The sequence below is a fragment of the Eubacterium uniforme genome (assembly GCF_900167115.1).
Taxonomy (GTDB): domain Bacteria; phylum Bacillota; class Clostridia; order Lachnospirales; family Lachnospiraceae; genus Eubacterium_S; species Eubacterium_S uniforme.
In genome coordinates, this window is the sequence record NZ_FUXZ01000005.1 from 23,434 (window position 1) to 44,134 (window position 20,701).

Below are 20,701 nucleotides of genomic sequence, written 5' to 3' on the forward strand. Positions count from 1 at the left end.
TATGAGTAAGAAAGCACTTATAGCCATGAGTGGTGGCGTGGATTCATCAGTTGCTGCATTTCTTATGAAAGAAGCAGGCTACGAATGCATGGGTGTTACAATGAAATTATTTGATAATGAGGATGTTAATGTTTCAAGAGAGAATTCATGTTGTTCTCTTAAGGATGTTGAGGATGCTAGATCAGTGTGCTTTAAATTAGACATGCCTTATTATGTTTTTAATTTTGCTGATAGATTTAAAGAAGAGGTTATAGATAAGTTTATCTACTGTTATGAAAATGGCATGACACCTAATCCATGCATTGATTGCAATAGATATTTAAAATTTGAAAAACTTTTCTCAAGAGCTAAGGAACTTGAGTGTGATTATGTTGTAACTGGTCATTATGCAAGAATTGAGGAAAAGGATGGAAGATTCTTACTTAAGAAGGCAGTTGATGATACAAAGGATCAAAGTTACGTTCTTTATTCTATGACTCAGGAACAGTTATCCCACGTTCAGTTTCCACTTGGTGAGATGACAAAGAATTATGCAAGAGACATTGCTGAAGAGAATGGATTCGTTAATGCAAGAAAGCATGACAGTCAGGACATATGTTTCGTTCAGGAAGGTAAGTATTCTGATTTTATTAAGTCTTATACAGGTAGGGATTACAAGGAAGGCGATTTTGTTGACCTTGAAGGGAATGTGCTTGGAAGACATAAGGGAATTATTAATTATACAATTGGACAGAGAAAGGGCTTAGGTCTTGCTCTTAAGGAACCTATGTATGTTGTTAAACTTGATCTTGTAAAGAATCAGGTTATTCTTGGACGTAATGAAGATTTATTTACAAAGACTTTACATTGTAAGTTCATTAATTTAATTACAGTTGATAACATTTTGGAGCCTATTAGAGTTAAGGCGAAGATTCGTTATCGTCAGCCTGAAACATGGGCTACTGTTACTCAGATTGGTGATGATGAATTACTTGTTGAGTTTGATGAACCACAGAGAGCCATCACAAAGGGCCAGGCTTTGGTTATGTATGATGGTGATTATGTTGTCGGTGGTGGAACAATAGTTTAGGAGGTGAGTTAGTATGTTTAGTTTTTCTTTGTGGGGCTGGATAATAACGTTATTTAGTTTTTTTAGTTTAAGATTGAAATAAGGAGGAGTATGAAGGGGTTAAAGAGTATATTAGATATTGTTTATCCAAGAACTTGTCCGATATGTGGTAAAACCTTATCTGATGATAAATTAATATGTGATGTTTGTAATGGTAGGCTTGTTTATGCTAATAAGAACACTTGTATTCACTGCGGAAAGATACTTAAGGATAGAGCAAGTACCATATGTAAGTTTTGTGAGACCAGTGAGACCTATTTTGAAGAGGGGCGTTCGGTTTTCTACTATAATGATGCAATTAAAAATGCACTTATGGATTTTAAGTATCATAATAGAAGAGAGAATGCCAAGTTTTTCGCTGAAAGTATTATGCAGTCCTATGCAGATAGGATTTCACTTTGGAATATTGATTTGATTGTTCCAATCCCTGTTCATAAGAAGAAACTTATTGAGCGTGGTTATAATCAGGCAGCTGTTCTCACTTCTGAGTTATGTAAACTTAGCAAATGCGATTGGACAGAAGCATTAATTAGAGTTGAGAAAACCAAACCGCAAAAAGAACTTACAAGACTTGACAGACTTAATAATTTGGAAAAAGCGATTATGGTTGATGATAAGAAATTAAATCTTATTAAGGATAAGAATATATTGATTATTGATGATATATATACAACTGGTGCTACAGTTTCAAGTTCTAGTAAGGTTTTATTAGAAAGCGGTGTTAGTAAAGTTTTCTTTATTACAGTAGCTACTGGAATGGGAAATTAAAAAGATGCTTATGCTAATGGATATAACAAATTACGAAAAAAGTGTTGACTGTTTTTTGTGGGTATGTTATATTAATCTAGCGATGGAAGAAGCGTCTTTTTTTTTGTGCGCAAATTTTTATAGCGGATTGAATGCGTTTTAGTAGATATCCCACTTCGAAAGAAAGCATTTGCTGCGATAGAAATTGGTACATAAAAAGAAAGGAATCAAAAAAGATTATTAGCGGAGGTGGAAGTTATGCGCGTAAAGATAACATTGGCATGTACTGAGTGTAAACAGCGTAATTACAATATGACTAAAGATAAGAAGACACACCCAGACAGAATGGAAACAAAGAAGTATTGTAGATTTTGTCAGAGACATACAATGCACAAAGAAACTAAGTAATTGGATAAGGAGCGAGAAATGTCAGAATCAGAAAAGAAAGAAAAGAAATCTGGTTCAGGTGCTGGCGGTTGGTGGAAGAATCTTAAGGCTGAGTTCAATAAGATTATTTGGCCTGATAGACCAACAATCGTAAAAGAAACAACAGCAGTAGTTATCGTATCCGTTATACTTGGTATCATTATCAAATTAGTTGATATGTTGGTGCAGTTAGGAATTGATAAGATTTTATCTTAATTACAAGAAGGAGAATGTATGGAAGAAGCAAAGTGGTATGTAGTTCATACTTATTCAGGATATGAAAACAAAGTAAAGACTAACATCGAGCAGACTGTGGAAAACAGAAATCTCCAGGATCAGATACTTGAGGTATCAGTACCTATGCAGGATGTGGTTGAGATTAAGGATGGCGTTAAGAAAGAGGCTTCTAAGAAGTTATTCCCAGGCTATGTACTTATCAATATGATTATGAACGATGATACATGGTACGTTGTTCGTAATACAAGAGGTGTAACAGGATTCGTTGGACCTGGATCAAAACCTGTACCTTTAACTGAGGCTGAGATGATTAATCTTGGTATTGGAAAGAAGGAAAAGATCGTATGCGACTACGAAGTAGGCGATACAGTATCTGTTATAGCAGGTGCATGGAAAGACACAGTTGGTGTCATTAAGAGAATTGATGAAAGTAGACAGGCTATCACAATTAGTGTTGATATGTTTGGTAGAGAAACACCTGTTGAAATTGGATTCTCAGAAGTTAAGAAGATGGATTAAGACCATAAGGTTTTAATAGAGTTAAGAATGTCTTGTAAAGATTAACAAGGCAGTGGGAGGGATTCCCGATAATACCACAATAGGAGGTGCCACAATGGCAAAGAATGTAGAAGGTTATATTAAACTTCAAATCGAAGCTGGTAAGGCTACACCAGCACCACCAGTTGGACCAGCACTTGGTCAGCATGGTGTAAATATCGTACAGTTTACAAAGGAATTTAATGCTAGAACAGCTGATCAGCCAGGAATGATTATTCCAGTTGTAATTACTGTTTATTCAGACAGAAGCTTTAGCTTCATTACAAAAACACCACCAGCAGCAGTTCTTTTAAAGAAAGCTTGCAAGATTCAGTCTGGTTCAGGTGTTCCTAACAGAACTAAAGTTGCATCTATTACAAGAGATGAACTTCAGAAGATTGCTGAAATCAAGATGAAAGATCTTAATGCAGCAAGCATGGACGCAGCTATCAGCATGATCGCTGGTACAGCAAGAAGTATGGGTATCACAGTAGTTGACTAATAATTATTAAAAGAAAAGTGGGAGGTTTATCCGTTATTACCACTAGGAGGTTATTAAATGAAACATGGTAAAAAATACGTAGAAGCAGCTAGCAAGATTGATAAAGCTACTTTATACGATACAGCAGATGCTATTAAATTAGTAAAAGAATCAGCTGTTGCTAAATTTGATGAAACAGTAGAATGTCACATCAGAACAGGATGTGATGGACGTCACGCAGACCAGCAGATCCGTGGAGCTGTTGTTCTTCCACATGGTACAGGTAAGTCAGTTAGAGTACTTGTATTTGCTAAGGGAGACAAGGCTGATGAAGCTACAGCTGCAGGCGCAGAATTTGTAGGCGGTGAGGAATTAATTCCAAAGATTCAGAATGAAAACTGGTTTGAATTTGACGTAGTAGTTGCTACACCAGATATGATGGGTGTCGTAGGTAGACTTGGTCGTGTACTCGGTCCTAAGGGCTTAATGCCAAACCCAAAAGCTGGTACAGTAACAATGGACGTAACTAAAGCAGTTAGCGATATCAAGGCTGGTAAGATTGAATACAGACTTGATAAGTCCAATATTATCCACGTGCCAATTGGAAAAGCTTCATTCAGTGAAGACCAGTTAGCAGAAAACTTCCAGACGCTTATTGATGCTATCAACAAGGTTAAGCCAAGTACACTTAAGGGTCAGTACATGAAGAGCGTAGTTCTTACATCTACAATGGGTCCTGGTGTAAAACTTAACGTTTCTAAGTTCTCTAACTAATTAGGGATTTTGGATTAAAAGTTGACAGATCATAATAAATGTGCTATTATGCACAAGGACTTAAAGTCCAATTGCCGAAGACAGTAGGTGCGAAAGCGTAATTATTTATTAAGCCTACCGAGGAGTTAGATAAATAAGATTATTTACACCTCTCTATGTCTAGGCATGGAGAGGTTTTTGTTGATTAGAATACTGGCAAAGCCGGAATTTTCTAATCTCATATAAAACTCTTTATTTAACGGCAAACAAATAAAATAAGGAGGCAGATCATGGCTAAAGTAGAAATTAAGAAGCCTATCGTAGACGAAATTAAGGAATTACTTGATGGCGCAAAGACAGCTGTAGTTGTAGATTATCGTGGTCTTACAGTAGAACAGGATACAAATCTTCGTAGAGAATTAAGAGAAGCTGGCGTTGTATACAAAGTATATAAGAATACTATGATTAATTTCGCTATCGAAGGTACAGAATTCGCTGACCTTGCTCAGAATCTTGAAGGACCAACAGCTATTGCTATTTGTAAAGAAGATGCAACAGCAGCTGCAAGAGTTCTTTGCAAGTTCGCTAAAGACGCTGAAGCTCTTGAAGTTAAGGGCGGCGTTATCGATGGTACATATTATGATGCAGCTGGAGTTAAGGCTATTTCAAGTATTCCATCAAAAGAAGTACTTCTTGGAAAACTCCTTGGAAGTATTCAGTCACCTATTGCAAACTTCGCTCGTGTTATCAAGCAGGTTGCAGATAGCAAAGACGAAGAGGTTGCATAGATTTAAATTTTCATAAAGAAAATTTAAATCGTACTTGCATGTATTCCGAAGGAATGCATGTCACGGAGTGATTAACTCGAGGTATCCTTTCCGAGAGTTAACTATCGTACTTGGCATAAGCCCGGAGGGGTTATGTCCTGCGAAGCAGGATTAATGCGAAGGTAACCTTTACCGAGCATTAACCTTATTAGAATTTAGAAAACAAATTAAAATTAGATATTAAATGGAGGAATAAAAAATGACAACTCAGGAATTTATCGAAGAAATCAAAAAGTTATCAGTATTAGAATTAAATGAATTAGTAAAAGCATGTGAAGAAGAATTTGGTGTATCAGCAGCAGCAGGTGTTGTAGTTGCAGCAGCAGGCGGTGCTGAAGGCGGCGCAGCTGAAAAGACAGAATTCGACGTAGAACTTACAGAAGTAGGTCCTAACAAAGTTAAGGTTATCAAAGTTGTTAAGGATGCTACAGGTCTTGGACTTAAGGAAGCTAAGGAAGTTGTTGACGGAGCTCCTAAGGTTATCAAAGAAGGCGCTACAAAAGAAGAAGCTGAAGCTCTTAAGAAACAGCTTGAAGATGAAGGTGCAGTTGTTACAGTTAAATAATTGTAATCTGAATTTAGAACTTACAAAGACCATGGACATTGTCCATGGTCTTTTTTATGTGGTAGAATAATGAATGATTTATAAAATGAGAGGTATAAAAAATTTTTGTGACCTAAATGCTTTTTCAGTTGTATTAAGGGTGAAAAGGTTAAACCGGTAAAACTTTTATAGGAGACGCTATGAATAATCAGGATAGGGAATTAGATTTAAAAGAAACAATGAAGACATACGGAGAAATGCTATTTAAGGTATGTTTCATCATGGTAAAAAACAAATATGATACTGAGGATATTATCCAGGAAACATTACTTCAGTACTATGTGGATAGGCCGGATTTTGATTCGGAAATTCATAAGAAGGCCTGGTTAATTAGAGTGTCCCAGAATAAGTGTAAGAATCTTTTGAAATATAAGAAAAGACATTCTTACATACAATTGGAAAAGATAGAAGAGTGCCTCTCGATTGGGAAAAGATACGATAATGAAGATATGAAAGAATTTATTGAGTTAGCAAAACTTGATTATAAGTATAAGAGTGCAATTGTACTTCACTATATTGAGGACTTTTCTGTTGAAGAAACAGCCGATATCTTAGAAATCTCGGTATCGGCTGTTAAAATGAGATTGAAACGAGGTAGGGAAAAGTTGAAGAAAACCTACGAGAAATTTTATTTAGAGGAGGTGCTATAAATGGATTTTTGGAAAAATGGTGAAAATCAAATATATGATAATCTTGAATTTAGTACCGAATCACAGGAACGTATTGTTGAAGAAATTTTAAAGAAAGGTTCGGAAAGTTCGGAAAATAACAAATCGGAACTTGATGTTAAAAGGTCACAGATTATGAAGAAAAAAGAATATGGTGATATACTTAAAAAAGTTGCGGTTGCGTCTTTTTCTTTAATCGCTTCAGGTGCAATGATTGCTGGAGTTATTTATTACTCAAATAATAATGGGGATGGAAATAAATTCGTAAATAAGAATATTGAGAAAACATCTGAAAGATTAACTGAAAAGGAAACAGAAACAATTGTAAAAGATACTGAAAAGATAACGGAAGAAACAGAGTTTGTTGAAGAGGAGTCGGTTGGGGAAGTTGTACAAGAAGGAAATGGATATGAGTATATACTTGAGCCGCAATTTAATAGTTTTAAGTTTGGAGATTATGTAGTAAACACTAAAATTGTTGATGGTGAAACAGGGAAATATAAAATTGAGGTTGAGAATAATCTTGACAAATCTAAAACAACAGTCGATGAATTTATAGTCCCAGGATATTATAAGATGATAGGTGATATTTACAAATATGGAAATACTCTATATTATTTTGATACATATGGATTGAAAAGTTTTGATGCTGATAATCTAAAAAGTAGTTATGTAGCTAAGTTTGAAAAAGAATTAACTGAAAATTTTATGCCTAACATAGTAAAAATGGATGAAAATTATATTTATATAACAGGTCAAAAAATATATCCTAATGAGAAATCTTATGATAGTGAAGACTGGTCGGGTACAGAATATTATTCATTTGTTTTAAACCGAAAAAATAAAAAATTAAAATTCTACAAAAATAGAAAGATAGAAGATTTTATAGATGATAAATATGTTATTACTAGTGAAGTTCCAAAATATAAATACGACCCACCGGGACATCCGGGTGAGAGACCTCAATATGTAGAAAAACTTGACGGTGGAAAAATAACAGAAATAATATATCTTGGTGAACGTTCGGAATGTGATTTTTACTATGGTGGATTAAATTATTCTAAAGATGGACGTAAACTATATTATGAAAATCATGAAAAGACTGATAAAAAAGGATTTACCGATTTTTCAGAAACAACTATTATGTGTTATGATATGGACAAAAATGAAATAAAGAAGATAAGCACTATATCATATAAAGATCTAGGAGTTACTGAACAGGATATATTTGCAGTAAAAGCTACAGATGATTATGCTGTTTTTTGGTATCATGATGATAAGGTAGACGAACCGGGAAATAATAGTGCAAAGAAATATTTTTATAAAAGCAAAAAAGTTGAAGATGTAGAGTATTAATAAATAATTGGTTAGATTAGTAAAGTGCACCTCTATTTGTTAGATAAGTAATTCTAGCAATTAGAGGTGTATTTGCTTGTGGTTAATTATTTTTTTAGAAAAATAAAAAACACTTGACCTATTGACTTAAATATGATATGATGTCAGATGCACTATTGTGTCGTAATAGGCGCATTATGCCCTTTTATAAAAATTTATAAAAATGAAGGTTAAATTTTTACAATAGTGGCACCTAAATATTGAAGATAGAGGTGAAATGTCAATGGAAAAAAACAGAATTCGCAAGCTTCACGAAGGTAAAAATCCAAGAGTTAGTTATGCAAGAGGTAAAGACGTTCTTGATATACCTAACTTAATTGAGGTACAGAGAGATTCTTACGAGTGGTTCTTAAGCGAAGGTCTTAGAGAGGTATTAGATGATATATCTCCAATCGAAGACTTTTCAGAACACTTAAGCTTAGAATTTATCAACTTCAGACTTTGTGAAGAAGACAAGAAGTACACTATTGAGGAGTGTAAGGAAAGAGATGCTACATATTCAGCACCTCTTCGTGTAACTGTAAGACTTCACAATAATGACACTGGCTCATTCGTTGACCATGAAATTTTCATGGGCGATATGCCACTCATGACAGAAACCGGTACATTCGTTATTAACGGCGCTGAACGTGTTATTGTTTCACAGCTTGTACGTTCACCAGGTATCTACTACGATATAACAAGAGATAAGATTGGTAAGGAACTTTTCGCATCTACTGTTATTCCAAACCGTGGTGCTTGGCTTGAATATGATACAGATTCAAACGATATCTTTAACGTTCGTGTAGATAGAACAAGAAAGGTTCCTATTACTGTACTTATCCGTGCTTTAGGTATCGGATCTAATGCAGAAATCACTGAACTTTTTGGTGAAGAACCTAAGATCTTAGCTACATTTGAGAAGGATACTTCTACAAATTATGAAGAAGGTTTATTAGAACTTTATAAGAAGATTAGACCAGGTGAACCTTTAAGTGTAGAAAGTGCTGAAAGTTTAATCACAGCAATGTTCTTTGATCCTAAGAGATATGATCTTGCTAAGGTTGGACGTTATAAGTTTAATAAGAAACTTTCATTCTTACATAGAATTTATAAGAGTGTTTTAGCTGAAGATGTAGTAGATCCATCAACAGGTGAAGTATTATTTGAAGCTGGAACTAAGCTTACAAAGGAAACAGCTGATGAAATTCAGAATGCTGCAGTTCCTTTTGTTTGGGTACAAACAGAAACAAAGAATGTTAAGGTTCTTTCTAACATGATGGTTAACATCAACAACTTTGTTGATTTTGATTGCGAAGAATTGGGAGTTAATGAAAGAGTATTCTATCCAGTATTAGAAGAAATTTTAGAAGAATGTGATAGTGAAGATGAACTCAAGGAAGCTATTCAGAGAAGAATCCATGAGCTCATTCCAAAGCATATCACAAAAGAGGATATTATTGCCTCAATCAACTATTGCTTAAACCTTGAATATGGTATCGGCAATAAGGATGACATTGACCACCTTGGAAATAGAAGAATTAGAGCAGTTGGCGAACTCTTACAGAACCAGTATCGTATTGGTTTATCAAGAATGGAAAGAGTTGTAAGGGAAAGAATGTCAACTCAGGAACTTGAGAATATTACTCCACAGAGTCTTATTAACATTAAGCCAGTTACAGCTGCAGTTAAGGAATTCTTTGGTAGTTCACAGCTTTCTCAGTTCATGGATCAGAACAATCCACTTGGTGAGCTTACACATAAGAGACGTTTATCAGCATTAGGACCTGGTGGTCTTAGTAGAGATAGAGCCGGATTCGAGGTTCGAGACGTTCACTATACTCACTATGGTAGAATGTGTCCTATCGAGACTCCTGAAGGACCTAACATCGGTCTTATCAACTCATTTGCTACATATGCTAGACTTAATGAGTATGGTTTCGTAGAGGCTCCATATAGAAAAGTAGATAAAGAAGACCCTGAAAATCCAAAGGTTACAGATGAAGTTGTTTATCTTACAGCTGATGAAGAAGATAACTACATTGTAGCTCAGGCTAACGAACCTTTAGATGAAGAAGGTCACTTTGTACATAATCACGTATCTGGACGTTTCCGTGAAGAAACATCACAGTACGATAAGAAGAATATTGACCTTATGGACGTATCACCTAGAATGGTATTCTCAGTTGCTACATCCATGATTCCATTCCTTCAGAACGATGATGCTAACCGTGCGCTCATGGGTTCTAACATGCAGCGTCAGGCAGTTCCACTTATGACAACAGAAGCTCCTGTTGTTGGTACAGGTATGGAAGGTAAGGCAGCCGTTGACTCAGGTGTTTGCGTAGTTGCAAAGAAAGACGGTGTTATTGAAAGATCAACTTCTAAGGAAATCACAATCAGATATGATGAAGATGGACAGACAGAAGATTATAAATTAATTAAATTCTCAAGAAGTAACCAGAGTAACTGTTACAACCAGAAACCTATCGTTGATAAGGGTGAACATGTTGTTAAGGGTCAGGTTATCGCTGATGGTGCTTCAACTAAGGACGGCGAAATCGCTCTTGGTAAGAACCCACTTATCGGTTTCATGACTTGGGAAGGTTACAACTACGAGGATGCTGTACTTCTTAGTGAAAGATTAGTACAGGATGATGTTTATACATCAATCCATATTGAAGAATATGACGCAGAAGCACGTGATACAAAGCTTGGACCAGAAGAAATTACAAGAGATGTTCCTGGTGTAGGTGATGATGCACTTAAGAACCTTGATGAAAGAGGTATCATTAGAATTGGTGCTGAAGTTCGTGCAGGCGATATCTTAGTTGGTAAGGTTACACCTAAGGGTGAAACAGAACCTACTGCAGAAGAAAGACTTCTTAGAGCAATCTTCGGTGAGAAGGCTAGAGAAGTTAGAGATACATCACTTAAGGTACCTCATGGTGAATATGGTATCGTTGTTGATGCTAAGGTATTTACTAGAGAAAACGGTGATGAACTTGCTCCTGGTGTAAACCAGACAGTTAGAATTTACATAGCACAGAAGAGAAAGATTTCCGTTGGTGATAAGATGGCCGGACGTCATGGTAATAAGGGTGTAGTTTCACGTGTATTACCAGTTGAAGATATGCCATTCTTACCAAATGGTCGTCCTCTTGACATCGTGCTTAACCCACTCGGCGTTCCTTCACGTATGAACATTGGACAGGTACTTGAAATTCATTTAAGTCTTGCTGCTAAAGCACTTGGCTTTAACGTATCTACTCCAGTATTTGATGGCGCTAACGAAAAAGACATCATGGATACACTTGATTTAGCAAATGACTACGTTAACACATCATGGAAGGAATTCGAAGATAAATATAAAGATGTTTTAGACGAAGAATTGTTAACATATCTTTATGAAAATCGCGATCATAGAGAGTTATGGAAGGGTGTTCCACTTACTAGAGATGGTAAGGTTCAGCTCCGTGATGGTCGTACAGGCGAATACTTTGATGGTAAGGTTACAATCGGACACATGCATTATCTTAAACTTCACCACCTTGTTGATGATAAGATTCATGCTCGTTCAACTGGTCCTTACTCACTTGTAACTCAGCAGCCACTTGGTGGTAAAGCTCAGTTCGGTGGACAGAGATTCGGTGAAATGGAAGTTTGGGCTCTTGAAGCTTATGGTGCTTCATATACACTTCAGGAAATCTTAACAGTTAAGTCTGATGATGTTACTGGTCGTGTACGTACATTTGAAGCTATTATCAAGGGTAACAATATTCCACAGGCAGGTATTCCAGAAAGCTTTAAGGTTCTTATTAAAGAACTTCAGTCATTAGCATTAGACGTAAGAGTTCTTGATGAAAATGACGAAGAAGTAGAACTTAAGGAAAGCGTTGATGATGGACCTACAAACTTCAACTCAATTTTAAATGATAGTTCACCTAGAAGAAATAATGATGAATTCAAGAATGCAACTGGATTTACTCAGGAAGAATTCAATGGTGAAGAATATGTTGCAGTTGAAGATGAAAATGTTGAAGATGATTTTAGTGACTCATTCGATGATTCTATTGAAGATTCATTTGAAGATGATTCAGAAGAATAGAAGGGAGAGGAATAATGCCAGATACAGTTAATTATCAGCCAATATCATTTGATAAGATAAAAATTGGTTTAGCATCACCAGATATGATCAGAGCTTGGTCAAAGGGTGAAGTTAAGAAACCAGAAACAATTAACTACAGAACATTAAAACCAGAAAAAGATGGTTTATTCTGTGAAAAGATTTTTGGACCAAGCAAGGATTATGAATGTCATTGTGGTAAGTACAAAAAGATTAGATACAAAGGTGTTATTTGTGACAAGTGTGGTGTTGAAATCACTAAGTCAAACGTTCGTAGAGAGCGTATGGGTAGTATTGAACTTGCTACACCTGTATCACACATTTGGTATTTCAAGGGTATTCCAAGTAGAATGGGATTACTTCTTGACCTTTCACCAAGAGTACTTGAAAAAGTATTATATTTTGCTTCATACATTGTTTTAGATCCAGGTGAATCTGATCTTCAGTATAAGCAGGTTATTACAGAACTTGAATATAGAACAGCGCTTGAAACATGGGGCAATGCTTTCCGTGTAGGTATGGGTGCAGAAGCAATTAAAGAATTACTTCAGTCTATTGATCTTGAAAAAGATTATGAAGAATTAAAGAAAGAACTTATGGAAGCTACAGGACAGAAAAGATCAAGAATCGTTAAGAGACTTGAAGTTGTTGAAGCTTTCAGAACATCAGATAATAAACCAGAATGGATGATTTTAGATGTAATTCCAGTAATTCCACCTGATCTTCGTCCTATGGTACAGCTTGATGGTGGTAGATTCGCTACATCTGACCTTAATGATTTATACAGAAGAATCATTAACAGAAATAACAGATTACAGAGACTTCTTGATCTTGCTGCACCAGAAATTATCGTAAGAAATGAAAAGAGAATGCTTCAGGAAGCTGTAGATGCTCTTATCGACAATGGTCGTAGAGGTCGTCCAGTAACAGGACCTGGTAACAGAGCTCTTAAGTCACTTTCAGACATGCTTAAAGGTAAGCAGGGACGTTTCCGTCAGAACCTTTTAGGTAAGCGTGTTGACTACTCAGGACGTTCAGTTATCGTAGTAGGACCAGAACTTAAGATTTATCAGTGCGGTCTTCCAAAAGAAATGGCAATCGAACTTTTCAAACCATTTGTTATGAAAGAATTAGTAGCAAATGGTACAGCACATAACATTAAGAGTGCTAAGAAGATGGTTGAAAGACTCCAGACAGAAGTTTGGGATGTACTTGAAGAAGTAATTAAAGAGCACCCAGTTATGCTTAACCGTGCTCCTACACTTCATAGATTAGGTATTCAGGCATTTGAGCCTATCTTAGTTGAAGGTAAAGCTATTAAACTTCACCCACTCGTATGTACAGCTTACAACGCTGACTTCGATGGTGACCAGATGGCTGTTCACCTTCCATTATCAGTAGAAGCTCAGGCTGAATGTAGATTCTTACTTCTTTCACCTAACAACTTACTTAAGCCATCAGATGGTGCACCAGTTGCAGTTCCATCACAGGATATGGTTTTAGGTATTTACTACTTAACACAGTCTAGAGATGGTGTTAAGGGTGAAGGCAAATACTTCAAGAGCGTTAACGAAGCAATCCTTGCTTATGAAAATGGTGTAATCACACTTCATGCAAAGATTAAAGTTCAGGTAAGTGCTTTCAACGACAAGGGTGAAAAAGTAACAGGTGTTATTGAAACAACACTTGGTAGATGCTTATTTAACGAAATCCTTCCACAGGACTTAGGATTTGTTAAAAGAGAAAAAGATGAAGATTTCTTAAAGCTTGAAGTAGACTTCTTAGTTAAGAAGAAAGAGCTTAAGAAGATTCTTGAAAAAGTTATTAATACACATGGTGCTACAAGAACAGCAGAAGTTCTTGATGACATCAAGGCAATTGGTTATAAATACTCAACAAGAGCTGCTATGACAGTTTCAATTTCAGATATGACAGTTCCTGAAAAGAAACAGGAAATCATTGATGAAGCTGAAAGAGTTATTGAAGAAATTACAGATGACTACAAGATGGGCTTTATAACTGATGAAGAAAGATATAAACAGGTTATTGAAACATGGAAAGAGGCCGATGATCAGATTACTGACGAACTTTTAGGCGGTCTTGACCAGTATAATAACATTCACATGATGGCTGACTCTGGTGCCCGTGGTTCTGACAAGCAGATTAAACAGCTTGCTGGTATGCGTGGTCTTATGGCTGATACAACAGGTAGAACTATCGAGCTCCCAATCAAGTCAAACTTCCGTGAAGGTCTTGACGTACTTGAATACTTCATTTCTGCTCACGGTGCTCGTAAAGGTTTATCAGATACAGCTCTTAGAACAGCCGATTCAGGTTACCTTACAAGACGTCTTGTAGACGTATCACAGGATCTTATTATTCGTGATGTAGATTGTTGTGCAGGTAAGGATATTCCTTACATGGAAATTAAGGGCTTTAGTGATGGTAAGGAAGTAATCGAAAGTCTTGAAGAAAGAATTACAGGTAGATATGCTGCTGAATCAATCTTTGATAAAGACGGTAATATGATTGTTAAGGCAAATCATATGATTACACCTAAGAGAGCAAGAGCTATCATTGAAACAGGTGTTGAATCTGTTAAGATTCGTACAATTCTTACATGTAAATCACATGTTGGTGTTTGTGCTAAGTGTTACGGTGCTAACATGGCTACAGGACAGGCTGTACAGGTTGGTGAAGCAGTTGGTATTATCGCTGCTCAGTCAATCGGTGAACCAGGTACACAGCTTACTATGAGAACATTCCATACTGGTGGTGTTGCTGGTGATGATATTACACAGGGTCTTCCTAGAGTAGAAGAATTATTTGAAGCTAGAAAGCCAAAGGGTCTTGCTATTATCGCAGAATTTGGTGGAAGAGCTGAAGTTAAAGAAACAAAGACAAAACGTGAGGTTATTATCACAAATCCTGAAGATGGTGAAACTAAGACATACTTAATCCCATATGGTTCAAGAATTAAGATCTATGATGGCGATATTATTGAAAAAGGTGATCCAATTACTGAAGGTAGTGTTAACCCACATGACTTACTTAAGGTTAAGGGTCTTCGTGCAGTACAGGATTATATGATCCGTGAAGTACAGCGTGTATATAGACTTCAGGGTGTAGAAATCAACGATAAGCATATCGAAGTAATCGTTCGTCAGATGCTTAAGAAGATTAAGGTTGATGAGCCAGGTGATACTGGTTACTTACCAGGTATTCAGGTTGACGTACTTGACTTTAATGAACTTAATGAGCAGATGGAAGCAGAAGGAAAGAGACCAGCTGTTGGTACACAGGTTATGCTTGGTATTACAAAAGCATCTCTTGCAACTAACTCATTCCTTTCAGCAGCTTCATTCCAGGAAACAACAAGAGTTCTTACTGAAGCAGCTATTAACGGAAAGATTGATCCACTTATCGGCCTTAAGGAAAACGTTCTTATTGGTAACCTTATTCCAGCTGGTACTGGTATGAGAAGATATAGAAGCGTTAAACTTGATACTGAAACAGAAGATGTTATTGATTTTAGCCAGAATGCAGAGATTTCATTCGGTACAGACATGATTGGCGATGTTGTTGATGATGTTGTTGATGACGAAGTATTTGATGAAAACTTTGAAGGCGATGTAACAGGTTCTGAAGAATAATAAAGTTATTTAATAACAAAAAGAAATGGACTGATGCTTATTGCATTGGTCCATTTTTAATAAATATAGTTTGGCTTGATAAAAACATAAGTGATTTATCATAGAAAAATATATGAATTTTCAGCAAATACTTGACTTTTGACTTTAGAATTGTTATATTCTAATGGCACGCGATTTTATATCGTTTATTTTTGTGTGCAAAAAAGAAATAATATAGGAGGTGAAACAATGCCAACATTTAACCAGTTAGTAAGAAAAGGTAGACAGGCATCTGTAAAGAAGTCAACTGCACCAGCACTTTTAAAGAGTTATAATTCTCTTCAGAAGAAAATGTCAGACACGGCTTCCCCACAGAAAAGAGGTGTATGTACAGCTGTTAAGACTGCTACACCTAAGAAACCTAACTCAGCGCTTCGTAAGATTGCCAGAGTTCGTCTTTCTAATGGTATGGAAGTTACAAGTTATATCCCAGGTGAAGGTCATAACCTTCAGGAACATAGCGTAGTTCTTATCCGTGGTGGTAGAGTAAAAGACTTACCAGGTACAAGATACCATATTGTTAGAGGAACACTTGATACAGCAGGCGTAGCTAAGAGACGTCAGGCTCGTTCAAAATACGGCGCTAAGAAACCAAAGGAATAAAAAGTTAAGGTAAAAAAGTAAAGGTCACTTGAGACTTACTTGTGTGCCGGTTAAGTGAAAGTATTGTTTTGACAATAGATTGTAACCGTGCGCGAACACAAATTAATAAGTGAGTACCGAAGATCTAATATTATTATTAAGGAGGGAAGTACCGTGCCACGTAAAGGACATACTCAGAAAAGAGAAGTATTAGCAGATCCTATGTACAATAATATCGTAGTTACAAAGCTTATCAATAACATTATGTTAGATGGTAAGAAAGGTGTAGCTCAGAAGATTGTATACGGAGCTTTTGATAAGGTTGCAGAGAAGGCTGGTAAGGATGCTATTGAAGTATTCGAAGAAGCTATGAATAACGTTATGCCTCAGCTTGAAGTTAAAGCTAGACGTATCGGTGGTGCAACATATCAGGTACCAATCGAAGTAAGACCTGACAGAAGACAGGCTCTTGCTCTTAGATGGCTTACATTATATTCTCGTCAGAGATCAGAGAAGACAATGGAAGAGAGATTGGCTAACGAAATTTTAGATGCTGCTAACAACACAGGCGCATCTGTAAAGAAGAAAGAAGACATGCACAAGATGGCAGAAGCAAACAAGGCATTTGCTCATTATCGTTTCTAATTAAATTTTTAGATTATTCACCTATTGGTGAAAAGGAGGAACTAAATTGGCTGGAAGAGAATATCCATTAGAGAGAACCAGAAATATTGGTATTATGGCTCATATCGATGCTGGTAAAACAACATTAACAGAGCGTATTCTTTATTATACTGGTGTTAATTATAAAATTGGTGATACTCATGAAGGTACTGCTACAATGGACTGGATGGAACAGGAGCAGGAAAGAGGTATCACAATCACTTCAGCTGCTACAACATGCCATTGGACACGTCAGAAAGATAATAAACCAGAACCAGGTGCACTTGAGCATCGTATCAATATCATTGATACTCCAGGTCACGTTGACTTTACTGTTGAAGTAGAGCGTTCACTTCGTGTACTTGATGGTGCTGTTGGTGTATTCTGTGCTAAGGGTGGTGTAGAACCACAGTCAGAAAACGTATGGCGTCAGGCTGACACATATAACGTTCCAAGAATGGCGTTCATCAACAAGATGGACATTTTAGGAGCTAACTTCTATGGAGCAGTTGATCAGATTAAAACAAGATTAGGTAAGAATGCTATCGTAACTCAGTTACCAATTGGTAAAGAAGATGAGTTCAAGGGCATTATCGACCTTTTCGAAATGAGAGCATATATTTACAATGACGACAAGGGTGATGATATTTCAATCACAGATATTCCTGATGATATGAAGGATGATGCTGAGATGTATCATGATGAACTTGTTGAAAAGATTTGTGAACTTGATGACGAACTTATGATGTCTTACCTTGAAGGTGAGGAAGTTTCTATTGAACAGCTTAAGGCTGCTCTTAGAAAGGGTACATGTGAATGTACAGCAGTTCCAGTATGTTGTGGTTCTGCATACAGAAATAAGGGCGTTCAGAAGTTACTTGATGCTATTATCGAGTATATGCCAGCTCCTACAGATATCCCTGATATCACAGGTGTTGACGATGCTGGTAACGAAGTTGTTAGACATTCTTCAGATGAAGAACCATTCTCAGCTTTAGCATTCAAGATTATGACAGACCCATTTGTTGGTAAACTTGCTTTCTTCAGAGTTTACTCAGGTACAATGAACTCAGGTTCATATGTACTTAACGCTACAAAGGGTAAGAAGGAAAGAGTTGGTCGTATCCTTCAGATGCACGCAAACCACAGACAGGAACTTGATAAAGTTTACTCTGGTGATATTGCTGCAGCAGTTGGTTTTAAGATTACATCTACTGGTGATACAATCTGTGATGAACAGCATCCAGTTATCTTAGAATCAATGGAATTCCCAGAACCAGTTATCGAGCTCGCTATCGAGCCTAAGACAAAAGCTGGTCAGGGTAAGATGGGTGAAGCTTTAGCAAAACTTGCTGAAGAAGATCCTACATTTAGAGCACATACTAACCATGAAACAGGTCAGACTATCATCGCTGGTATGGGTGAGCTTCACTTAGAGATTATCGTAGACAGACTTCTTCGTGAATTCAAAGTAGAAGCTAACGTAGGTGCTCCACAGGTTGCTTACAAAGAAACATTTACAAAGGCTGTTGATGTTGATAGCAAGTATGCTAAGCAGTCTGGTGGTCGTGGTCAGTACGGTCACTGTAAAGTTAAGTTCGAACCAATGGATCCAAACGGTGAAGAAACATTCAAGTTTGAATCAACAGTTGTTGGTGGTAGCATTCCTAAGGAATACATCCCAGCAGTTGGTGAAGGTATCGAAGAAGCAGCTCAGTCTGGTATTTTAGCAGGCTTCCCAGTACTTGGTGTTCACGCTACAGTATGGGATGGTTCATACCATGAAGTAGACTCATCTGAAATGGCATTCCACATTGCTGGTTCTATGGCATTCAAGGATGCTATGGCAAAAGCTGATCCAGTATTACTTGAGCCTATCATGAGAGTTGAAGTAACAATGCCTGAAGAATACATGGGTGATGTAATTGGTGATATTAATGCAAGACGTGGTCGTATCCAGGAAATGGATGACCTCGGTGGTGGTAAGATCGTTAGAGGTTTCGTTCCACTTGCAGAAATGTTCGGTTACTCAACAGACTTAAGATCAAGAACACAGGGTCGTGGTAACTACTCAATGTTCTTTGAAAAATATGAACCAGCTCCTAAGTCAGTTCAGGAAAAGGTTATTGCTAGCAAGGTTAAATAATTAAAAAAATTAACGATGTATCTGCTGGTAATAACCAGCGGATACAAAAACAAATATATTTATAATTTAGGCTTGAAAATTATGGATTTATTAAATATAATGGTAATTAGTGTGAGGAAATTATTTCCTCCCAGATTATTGTCATTACTAAGATTTATAAATGATCAAGTCTTAGTCACCCCACGGGGGAAATTATAATTAATAAACGGAGGAATTAAAAATGGCAAAAGCTAAATTTGACAGAACAAAACCACATTGTAATATTGGTACAATCGGTCACGTTGACCACGGTAAAACAACACTTACAGCTGCTATCACAAAGGTACTTGCTGAAAGAGTTGAAGGTAACGAAAAAGTAGATTTCGAAAACATTGATAAGGCACCAGAAGAAAGAGAAAGAGGTATCACTATCTCAACAGCTCACGTTGAATATCAGACAGACAAGAGACATTACGCTCACGTTGACTGCCCAGGTCATGCTGACTACGTTAAGAACATGATCACAGGTGCTGCTCAGATGGACGGCGCTATCCTTGTTGTAGCTGCTACAGACGGTGTTATGGCTCAGACAAACGAGCATATCCTTCTTTCACGTCAGGTAGGTGTACCTAAGATCGTTGTTTTCTTAAACAAGTGCGATATGGTAGACGATGACGAACTTATCGAATTAGTTGAAATGGACGTAACAGAAGTACTTGAAGAATATGGTTTCGAAGGTACTCCAATTGTTAAGGGTTCAGCTCTTAAAGCTCTTGAAGATCCTAACGGAGAATGGGGCGACAAGATCATGGAACTTATGGATACAGTAGATAGCTACTTCCCAGATCCAGAAAGAGATACAGATAAGCCATTCCTTATGCCAGTAGAAGACGTATTCACAATCACAGGTCGTGGTACTGTTGCTACAGGTAGAGTAGAAAGAGGAACACTTCACCTTTCAGATGAAGTTGAAATCATTGGTGTTAAAGAAGAAACACAGAAGACAGTTGTAACAGGTATCGAAATGTTCAGAAAGATGCTTGATGAAGCTATGGCTGGTGATAACATCGGTGCTCTTCTTAGAGGTATCAACAGAGACCAGATCGAAAGAGGTCAGGTTCTTGCTAAACCAGGTACAGTAACATGTCATACAAAGTTTACTGCTCAGGTTTACGTTCTTACAAAAGAAGAAGGTGGACGTCATACTCCATTCACAAACAACTACAGACCACAGTTCTACTTCAGAACAACTGACGTAACTGGTGTTTGTAACTTACCAGCAGAAACACCTATGTGTATGCCTGGTGACAACGTAGAAATGACAGTTGAACTTATTCACCCAATCGCTATGGAACAGGGTCTTGGTTTCGCTATCCGTGAAGGTGGTAGAACAGTAGGTTCAGGTAAGGTTGCTACAATTATTCAGTAATGACTTTGAGTTAAGTGTTTACTGATAAACATAAAAAAATAAGTCCAACACAAGCTTGCTTGTTGTTGGACTTATTTTTTTATGTTTTGACGTAGACATTTAATGAATGTCTACGTCACTTATTGATTGCCTTGAATTAGTTTATAGTTATATTGAGAAAAGTATTGGCAATCAATAAGTCAGTAATGGGTGCGGATTCGAGGTTGATGTAGCAAATTGGCAGTGAAATTATAAGAGCTGTTTTTTTATGGTATTGTTGTATGTTGAGCAAGGCCAATGCTTTCCTATTAGCCAAAAAGAGTAAAAAGGAAAGCAAATATGA

Annotated in this window: 17 protein-coding genes and 1 other annotated feature; all 17 genes read left to right on the plus strand. The window is 36.8% G+C overall.

Annotated features, from left to right (window positions below; translation table 11 throughout):
- The first annotated feature begins 1 nt into the window (after position 1).
- The 17 genes from mnmA to tuf all read left to right on the plus strand — a co-directional run bounded on the left by mnmA (position 2) and on the right by tuf (position 20,379).
- Complete coding sequence (mnmA, locus tag B5D16_RS04315) at positions 2-1,069, plus strand: tRNA 2-thiouridine(34) synthase MnmA (protein ID WP_078765748.1); 1,068 nt, start codon at positions 2-4, stop codon at positions 1,067-1,069.
- A gap of 90 nt (positions 1,070-1,159) precedes the next feature.
- Positions 1,160-1,876: a ComF family protein gene (locus B5D16_RS04320; protein ID WP_078765749.1), complete on the plus strand. Its 717-nt coding sequence runs from the start codon at positions 1,160-1,162 to the stop codon at positions 1,874-1,876.
- A gap of 237 nt (positions 1,877-2,113) precedes the next feature.
- The gene (rpmG, locus tag B5D16_RS04325) at positions 2,114-2,263 is read left to right on the plus strand and encodes a 50S ribosomal protein L33 (RefSeq protein WP_078765750.1); all 150 of its coding nucleotides are present in this window, start codon (positions 2,114-2,116) and stop codon (positions 2,261-2,263) included.
- A gap of 18 nt (positions 2,264-2,281) precedes the next feature.
- The gene (gene secE, locus B5D16_RS04330) at positions 2,282-2,497 is read left to right on the plus strand and encodes a preprotein translocase subunit SecE (protein WP_078765751.1); all 216 of its coding nucleotides are present in this window, start codon (positions 2,282-2,284) and stop codon (positions 2,495-2,497) included.
- 18 nt (positions 2,498-2,515) lie between these two features.
- Positions 2,516-3,037 carry a transcription termination/antitermination protein NusG gene (gene nusG / locus B5D16_RS04335; protein ID WP_078765752.1) on the plus strand — a complete coding sequence of 174 codons (522 nt, stop codon included), beginning with the start codon at positions 2,516-2,518 and terminating at the stop codon, positions 3,035-3,037.
- Between the two features lie 94 nt (positions 3,038-3,131).
- The gene (gene rplK / locus B5D16_RS04340) at positions 3,132-3,557 is read left to right on the plus strand and encodes a 50S ribosomal protein L11 (protein WP_078765753.1); all 426 of its coding nucleotides are present in this window, start codon (positions 3,132-3,134) and stop codon (positions 3,555-3,557) included.
- A gap of 57 nt (positions 3,558-3,614) precedes the next feature.
- The gene (gene rplA, locus B5D16_RS04345) at positions 3,615-4,310 is read left to right on the plus strand and encodes a 50S ribosomal protein L1 (RefSeq protein WP_078765754.1); all 696 of its coding nucleotides are present in this window, start codon (positions 3,615-3,617) and stop codon (positions 4,308-4,310) included.
- A gap of 56 nt (positions 4,311-4,366) precedes the next feature.
- Positions 4,367-4,499: a sequence feature (ribosomal protein L10 leader region), on the plus strand.
- Between the two features lie 80 nt (positions 4,500-4,579).
- Positions 4,580-5,077, plus strand: a complete 498-nt coding sequence (gene rplJ, locus B5D16_RS04350; protein ID WP_078765755.1) for a 50S ribosomal protein L10 — start codon at positions 4,580-4,582, stop codon at positions 5,075-5,077.
- Between the two features lie 238 nt (positions 5,078-5,315).
- A complete protein-coding gene (gene rplL / locus B5D16_RS04355) occupies positions 5,316-5,681 on the plus strand; it encodes a 50S ribosomal protein L7/L12 (RefSeq protein ID WP_078765756.1) in 366 nt (121 codons plus the stop codon).
- 179 nt (positions 5,682-5,860) lie between these two features.
- On the plus strand, positions 5,861-6,370 hold the full coding sequence (locus B5D16_RS04360; protein WP_078765757.1) for an RNA polymerase sigma factor: 510 nt from the start codon (positions 5,861-5,863) through the stop codon (positions 6,368-6,370).
- A complete protein-coding gene (locus tag B5D16_RS04365) occupies positions 6,371-7,744 on the plus strand; it encodes a hypothetical protein (protein WP_078765758.1) in 1,374 nt (457 codons plus the stop codon).
- Between the two features lie 262 nt (positions 7,745-8,006).
- Positions 8,007-11,870 (plus strand): DNA-directed RNA polymerase subunit beta, encoded by a 3,864-nt coding sequence (rpoB, locus tag B5D16_RS04370; RefSeq protein ID WP_078765759.1) that lies wholly within the window; start codon positions 8,007-8,009, stop codon positions 11,868-11,870.
- A gap of 14 nt (positions 11,871-11,884) precedes the next feature.
- The gene (gene rpoC / locus B5D16_RS04375) at positions 11,885-15,541 is read left to right on the plus strand and encodes a DNA-directed RNA polymerase subunit beta' (protein WP_078765760.1); all 3,657 of its coding nucleotides are present in this window, start codon (positions 11,885-11,887) and stop codon (positions 15,539-15,541) included.
- A gap of 228 nt (positions 15,542-15,769) precedes the next feature.
- On the plus strand, positions 15,770-16,183 hold the full coding sequence (gene rpsL / locus B5D16_RS04380; protein WP_078765761.1) for a 30S ribosomal protein S12: 414 nt from the start codon (positions 15,770-15,772) through the stop codon (positions 16,181-16,183).
- Between the two features lie 153 nt (positions 16,184-16,336).
- Entirely contained in the window at positions 16,337-16,807 is a 471-nt protein-coding gene (gene rpsG / locus B5D16_RS04385; RefSeq protein WP_200803936.1) for a 30S ribosomal protein S7, read from the plus strand.
- 46 nt (positions 16,808-16,853) lie between these two features.
- Entirely contained in the window at positions 16,854-18,971 is a 2,118-nt protein-coding gene (gene fusA, locus B5D16_RS04390; protein ID WP_078765762.1) for an elongation factor G, read from the plus strand.
- A gap of 220 nt (positions 18,972-19,191) precedes the next feature.
- Positions 19,192-20,379, plus strand: coding sequence for an elongation factor Tu (gene tuf / locus B5D16_RS04395; protein ID WP_078765763.1), 1,188 nt, complete (start codon positions 19,192-19,194; stop codon positions 20,377-20,379).
- Positions 20,380-20,701: the final 322 nt, after the last annotated feature.

Coding starts and splice junctions, on each gene's coding strand:
- nusG (WP_078765752.1), top strand. CDS start 2,516: ATGGAAGAAGCAAAGTGGTATGTAGTTCATACTTATTCAGGATATGAA.
- rplA (WP_078765754.1), top strand. CDS start 3,615: ATGAAACATGGTAAAAAATACGTAGAAGCAGCTAGCAAGATTGATAAA.
- rpmG (WP_078765750.1), top strand. CDS start 2,114: ATGCGCGTAAAGATAACATTGGCATGTACTGAGTGTAAACAGCGTAAT.
- secE (WP_078765751.1), top strand. CDS start 2,282: ATGTCAGAATCAGAAAAGAAAGAAAAGAAATCTGGTTCAGGTGCTGGC.
- rpoC (WP_078765760.1), top strand. CDS start 11,885: ATGCCAGATACAGTTAATTATCAGCCAATATCATTTGATAAGATAAAA.
- rpsL (WP_078765761.1), top strand. CDS start 15,770: ATGCCAACATTTAACCAGTTAGTAAGAAAAGGTAGACAGGCATCTGTA.
- mnmA (WP_078765748.1), top strand. CDS start 2: ATGAGTAAGAAAGCACTTATAGCCATGAGTGGTGGCGTGGATTCATCA.
- rplL (WP_078765756.1), top strand. CDS start 5,316: ATGACAACTCAGGAATTTATCGAAGAAATCAAAAAGTTATCAGTATTA.
- rplK (WP_078765753.1), top strand. CDS start 3,132: ATGGCAAAGAATGTAGAAGGTTATATTAAACTTCAAATCGAAGCTGGT.
- rpoB (WP_078765759.1), top strand. CDS start 8,007: ATGGAAAAAAACAGAATTCGCAAGCTTCACGAAGGTAAAAATCCAAGA.
- B5D16_RS04365 (WP_078765758.1), top strand. CDS start 6,371: ATGGATTTTTGGAAAAATGGTGAAAATCAAATATATGATAATCTTGAA.
- rplJ (WP_078765755.1), top strand. CDS start 4,580: ATGGCTAAAGTAGAAATTAAGAAGCCTATCGTAGACGAAATTAAGGAA.
- B5D16_RS04320 (WP_078765749.1), top strand. CDS start 1,160: ATGAAGGGGTTAAAGAGTATATTAGATATTGTTTATCCAAGAACTTGT.
- tuf (WP_078765763.1), top strand. CDS start 19,192: ATGGCAAAAGCTAAATTTGACAGAACAAAACCACATTGTAATATTGGT.
- B5D16_RS04360 (WP_078765757.1), top strand. CDS start 5,861: ATGAATAATCAGGATAGGGAATTAGATTTAAAAGAAACAATGAAGACA.